The sequence below is a fragment of the Alcanivorax sp. HI0007 genome, from assembly GCF_001635525.1.
In the GTDB taxonomy this organism is placed as follows: domain Bacteria; phylum Pseudomonadota; class Gammaproteobacteria; order Pseudomonadales; family Alcanivoracaceae; genus Alcanivorax.
Genome location: NZ_LWEJ01000018.1, coordinates 1 through 4,915 on the forward strand (window position 1 = coordinate 1; position 4,915 = coordinate 4,915).

The 4,915-nt window shown below is 59.5% G+C and carries 8 protein-coding genes and 1 tRNA gene; 8 read left to right on the plus strand and 1 reads right to left on the minus strand.

The window, feature by feature from the left end:
- From A3714_RS01395 to A3714_RS01405, 3 genes are all read left to right on the plus strand, one after another.
- On the plus strand, nt 1–275 hold a 275-nt coding region (locus A3714_RS01395), incomplete at its 5' end, for a carbon starvation CstA 5TM domain-containing protein (protein WP_304439023.1).
- Nucleotides 275–544 (plus strand): cory-CC-star protein, encoded by a 270-nt coding sequence (locus A3714_RS01400; protein ID WP_062817288.1) that lies wholly within the window; start codon nt 275–277, stop codon nt 542–544. The genes A3714_RS01395 and A3714_RS01400, both read left to right, overlap by 1 nt.
- A complete protein-coding gene (locus A3714_RS01405) occupies nt 544–1,566 on the plus strand; it encodes an ArsA family ATPase (protein ID WP_063508275.1) in 1,023 nt (340 codons plus the stop codon). Before A3714_RS01400 ends, A3714_RS01405 begins: the two co-directional genes overlap by 1 nt.
- Nucleotides 1,567–1,720: 154 nt before the next feature.
- On the opposite strand, the gene A3714_RS01410 is transcribed toward A3714_RS01405, so the two are convergent.
- Nucleotides 1,721–1,808: transfer RNA gene (locus A3714_RS01410), tRNA-Ser, on the minus strand.
- Between the two features lie 418 nt (nt 1,809–2,226).
- Between A3714_RS01410 and A3714_RS01415 the strand changes: the two genes are divergently transcribed.
- From A3714_RS01415 to A3714_RS01435, 5 genes are all read left to right on the plus strand, one after another.
- Nucleotides 2,227–2,907: a Bax inhibitor-1/YccA family protein gene (locus A3714_RS01415; RefSeq protein WP_062817286.1), complete on the plus strand. Its 681-nt coding sequence runs from the start codon at nt 2,227–2,229 to the stop codon at nt 2,905–2,907.
- The gene (gene tusD / locus A3714_RS01420; RefSeq protein ID WP_062817285.1) at nt 2,907–3,266 is read left to right on the plus strand and encodes a sulfurtransferase complex subunit TusD; all 360 of its coding nucleotides are present in this window, start codon (nt 2,907–2,909) and stop codon (nt 3,264–3,266) included. Before A3714_RS01415 ends, tusD begins: the two co-directional genes overlap by 1 nt.
- Nucleotides 3,259–3,561, plus strand: coding sequence for a hypothetical protein (locus tag A3714_RS01425; protein ID WP_156492929.1), 303 nt, complete (start codon nt 3,259–3,261; stop codon nt 3,559–3,561). Before tusD ends, A3714_RS01425 begins: the two co-directional genes overlap by 8 nt.
- A 4-nt stretch (nt 3,562–3,565) precedes the next feature.
- Nucleotides 3,566–3,817 carry a hypothetical protein gene (locus A3714_RS01430; protein WP_063509099.1) on the plus strand — a complete coding sequence of 84 codons (252 nt, stop codon included), beginning with the start codon at nt 3,566–3,568 and terminating at the stop codon, nt 3,815–3,817.
- A gap of 79 nt (nt 3,818–3,896) precedes the next feature.
- Nucleotides 3,897–4,898 carry a glycosyl transferase family protein gene (locus A3714_RS01435; RefSeq protein WP_063509098.1) on the plus strand — a complete coding sequence of 334 codons (1,002 nt, stop codon included), beginning with the start codon at nt 3,897–3,899 and terminating at the stop codon, nt 4,896–4,898.
- Nucleotides 4,899–4,915 lie beyond the last annotated feature (17 nt).

The following is a 4,915-nucleotide window of genomic DNA, read 5'->3' on the forward strand; positions in this document are numbered from 1 at the left end:
CCACCAACCAGTTGCTGGCCGGACTAACCCTGCTGGTGATCACCATCATGCTGGTGAAACGGGGACGCCCTGCCATTTATACTCTGGCGCCCTTGGTATTTCTGTTGGTCATGACCCTGTACGCCCTGCTGATTCAGCTGAAAAGTTTCTACGACCAATCTGACTGGTTCCTGCTGGGGCTGGATCTGGTCGTGCTGGTAGCCGCCTTGCTGGTGACCCTGGAGTGTGCAGCGGCCTTGAAACGCGCCTTTAGCGCCCCACCGGAGAACATCTGATGTCCGGCAAGACTCGGCTGCTTTTTCGTCGTCTGGGCGAACTGGGTGCCCAGTACTACAACGCGCCCTATCGGGCGGCCATCGCTCGGGCCAAACGGGACGAGGAAGACCTGTTCATGCTGCTGGTATTTGCCGAAATGATGGGTGTACCCAACCCGGCGGCCTGGAGCACGCTGGAACTGCAACCGCTGCTCATGGACCGTTTCCACGATTGGCATACCCGCATGGGCATGGAACGTTCCCCGCTCGACCATTTCCGCTGCTGCTGATGGCTGAGACCGCTCTGGATCTGGATCGACTGCTGGCGGAAAAGTCCCTGCTGATGGTTGGCGGCAAGGGCGGCGTAGGGAAAACCACGACCGCCTCGGCACTGGCCCTGCGCGCCGCAGAACAGGGGCGCCGGGTATTGCTGGTATCTACCGATCCCGCCCACAGTCTGGCCGACGCCTTCGACCGGCCCATCGGCAACCACCCGACCCGCATGGCTCCCAATCTGGTCGCCCTGGAGCTGGACCCGGATCAGGAAGTGGAGGCATATCTGGATCGTGTCAGTGCCCAGATGCGGCGCTTTGCCGGCCCGGACCAGGTGCGGGAGCTGGAAAAGCAATTGCGTCTGAGTCGCCAGTCTCCTGGTGCCCAGGAAGCGGCTCTACTGGAACGTATCGCTCGCACTATCGATGAAGACAGCCGCGACTATGACCTGGTAATTTTCGATACTGCACCCACCGGCCACACTCTGCGACTGCTGAGCCTGCCGGAAGTGATGGCCGCCTGGACCGATGGTCTGTTACGCCACAATGAAAGAGCACGAACCCTGGGCAAGGTGCTCGGACACCTGACTCCCGGCAAGGACCTGGACAGCCCGCTGCAGGACCCCACCGAACACGCCACCGCAGATCTGGACCCGCGCAGTCGAGAAGTGGCAGAAACGCTAATGGCCAGACAGCGCCTGTTCCACCGCACCCGACGGCAGCTCAGCGACCCGGACCACACCGCCTTCCTGTTCGTACTGACCCCGGAACGCCTGCCCATCCTGGAAACCGCCCGCGCCGTCGCCACCCTGCGCGACAGCCATATCCCGGTGGCAGGGGCCATCGTCAACCGGGTACTCCCGGATGCCGCCGACAGCGCCTTCTTCGCCGCCCGCCTGGTGCGTCAGCAACGACACATGATCGAACTGGGTGAGTCGCTCAAAGGACTACCCAGAATCCAGCTACCGTTGCTGGAGGATGATATTCAGGGACTGGACGGGCTACAGGAATTTGCGGCTTTGCTGGAACCAACGATATAGACACGCAGGTTTTCGAGTTACGAGGAGCGAGGAGCGAAAATCAAAACCGGCTTCGACTTTCGCTCCTCGTAACTCGCTACCGCTCCGTCGTCGGTTTCGTCGCCCGATTGGCCATAAAAAAAGCCCGCGCTCTTGCGAGCACGGGCTTCTTGTTTGGCGGAGGGGGTGGGATTTGAACCCACGGACGGTCTCCCGTCGCCGGTTTTCAAGACCGGTGCATTCGGCCACTCTGCCACCCCTCCAGACAGGCCCGCAATAATACATGAGCAATGAAGTCAGTCAATCGCGCTTCGCAAATCCTCGCTGCAACTGGTGGAAAGTTAATCAGCTGCGGGGCCAACTCAATCATCTCCTCACTAAATCGGGAACAATCAGCCACACTGCACATGGGTAGCCGCCTCATCAACGCTTCCCTGTCTTTGAGAGACTGCCACTGCCGATCAGCATTTGTTCAGTCATAGCAAAACCCGATGCCTTTGCCGATTCGGACCAACCCTGTTGCGGCGCCGTTTTGGTTGAAAAACGGCTGTAGCGCCCGCCCTGTCCCGATCCCCCGTCGTACCCATAAAAAATCGGCCTTTATGCCTTGTTTCTTCGCTTGATTTTGGCGTTACCGCCCTTATTATCACAGGGACAATTCCTAAGGATGAGTGCAAACACATGAATAACCAGACCAACCCCTATTCCGTCTCTCCGCACGGCGTAGCCGTCACCGGGGAGCGCGCGGCCCAGGTATTGAAGAACACCTACATGCTGCTGGGGCTGTCACTGATTGTGGCCACCGGCGCCTCCTGGTTTGCCATGGCCAGCAACATCGGCTTTGTTAACGTCTGGCTGACTCTCGGCGTGTACTTTGGTCTGCTTTTCGCTACCAACATGCTCCGCAACAGCGCCTGGGGCATTCTGGCCGTATTCGGTTTGACCGGCTGGCTGGGCTTTACGACTGGCCCGATCATCAACATGTACGCGCAAATGCCGGGCGGCATGGAAATCGTAACCATGGCCCTGGGCGGCACTGCAGGCATCTTCGTGGCCATGTCAGCCATCGCTCTGGTGACCAAGAAAGACTTCAGTTTCATGACCAATTTCATCATGGTCGGTATTCTGGTGGCTTTTATTGCGGCAATCGCCAATATTTTCTTCGCCATACCAGCACTGGCCCTGGCGATCTCCGCCGCTTTCGTATTGCTGTCCTCAATGCTGATCCTGTGGCAGACCAGCGCCATCATCCACGGCGGGGAGACCAACTACATCATGGCCACGGTGACCCTGTTCGTGTCCCTGTATAACCTCTTCATGTCTCTGCTGCACCTGCTCACCGCCCTTGGTGGCGATGATTGATGCGGTTTGCCCTTCTGGTCAATGCGGCGGCGGATTCCGCCGCCGCACTGACTGCCCTTGATACTGCCCGGGCATTACTGGCCCATCCCAACTTCCATCTGTACCGCCTTTTCTTCTACCGTGACGCCGTGCACCTTGCCAACCGTCATGCCTGGCGTGGCGACGGCGATCAGGCCTGTGCCGCGCAACAATGGCAGCAATGGCTGGCTGAGAACCCTGTTGATGCAGTGGTTTGTGTAGGCGCAGCCCAGCGACGGGGCGTGGTACCGGATACCCTGGCAGAGGGCTTTACTCTGGCCGGTCTGGGCCAGTGGGCCGATGCTCTTATCAACAGCGACCGGGTCATTCAGTTTGGCTAACCCGATTCTCTACATCGCCACCGGCAGTGCGCCGCTATCCAGCCAGTTTCAGGAAACCCTGGATATGCTGTTAACCGGGGCAGCCTTTGGCCAGCCCACGATCCTGTGGCTCACCGAAGCGTCCCTGTCTCAGCTGCAACGGGCACCCAGCCACGGTCTGGCACAGCTCCCCGACTTTGGCGTACGCTGTGTCACTGACAGTCTTGCGCCAGTGACGCCAGTCCCGGTAGAGACGCTGGACTCTCAATCCTTGCTGAGGCTGCGCGACCAGTGCACTCAGGTTGTGGTGTTCTGAAGCGATGATTCATCTGATCGGTTTTCCCCCGCACAGTCCCCAACGGCAGACATTCGAGACACTGTATCGTGACGGTGATATCTGCGTGTTCAGCGATGCCGGCCTGCTGTGCGCTTCCGGCTTCGCACTGAAAGGCGAAGGCTATTTGCTGCAGCACTCTGCACTGGCTCTGCCGGACAACACCTTGCCAGTCATTGACCACCCCCGGCTGCTGGAGCTGGTCGCCGAACATGGCCCTTGTACCAGTTGGTATTGATATCACGCTCACTCGTCGTACGCTTCACGCAACATGCGCCCTTCCCAGCCTGAAGTGACGGGCATCCACGAGGTTAACCATGACTGAACATGCTTTTGCCCCTTTTGTACGCACACTTGGCCGCGGTAAACGGGCACGGCGCAGTCTCACGCGGGAGGAAGCCCGGGAAGCCATGCAGGCCATTCTCGATGGCCAGGTGGAAGACATTCAACTTGGCGCCTTCCTGATGCTGCTACGGGTAAAGGAAGAAACGCCCGAGGAGCTGGCCGGCTTTCTGGATGCCTGCCGTCCGGTGTGTTACCGGGCGCTGGCCGACCTGCCGGACGTGCAGCTTGACTGGCCCAGCTACGCGGGCAAGAAAAAGCACCACCCCTGGTATCTGCTGGCAGCATTGTTACTGGCTAGCCAGGGCATCCGCACCCTGCTTCATGGCGGGCCCGCCCATACTCCGAACCGGGTCTACAGTGACCAGCTGTTGCCACAACTGGGGCTGCCGGTGGCCGATTCTCCACAGGCCGCCGCCGCCCATCTGGATCAGTATGGCCTGGCGTATCTGCCGCTGGAGACTTTCTGCGCGCCACTATCGCACCTGCTGACCCTGCGCTACTTTCTTGGCCTGCGCTCCCCCATCAATACGCTGGCGAGAAGTCTCAATCCGGCCAAAGCGCCCCTGTCCATGCAGAGCGTTTTCCATCCCGCCTACATCGAGCTGCACCAGGGTGCCGCCGACCTGGCCGGTGATCAGGACCTGCTGTTATTCAAGGGCGAAGGCGGCGAACTGGAAATCCGCCCGGATGCGCGCACCCAGATCACCGGCATCCGCCATGGCGAACATCTGGAAGGCACAGCCGTTCTGGATAACGTCATGCCACGACAAAGCCCCCCTGGCGAGCCGGATGCACAAACCGTGCTGGCGGTATGGCGTGGCGAGCAGAGCGATGACTATGGCGAAAATGCAGTGATCCAGACCGTAGCGGTAGCGCTATGGGGACTGGACCGGGCGGCTTCGCTGGAAAAAGCACAGGAGCTGGCACGTGAGTTGTGGCAGAACAGGGAAAGGCAATTAATAATTAATAGTTAATAATGAATAATTAATAA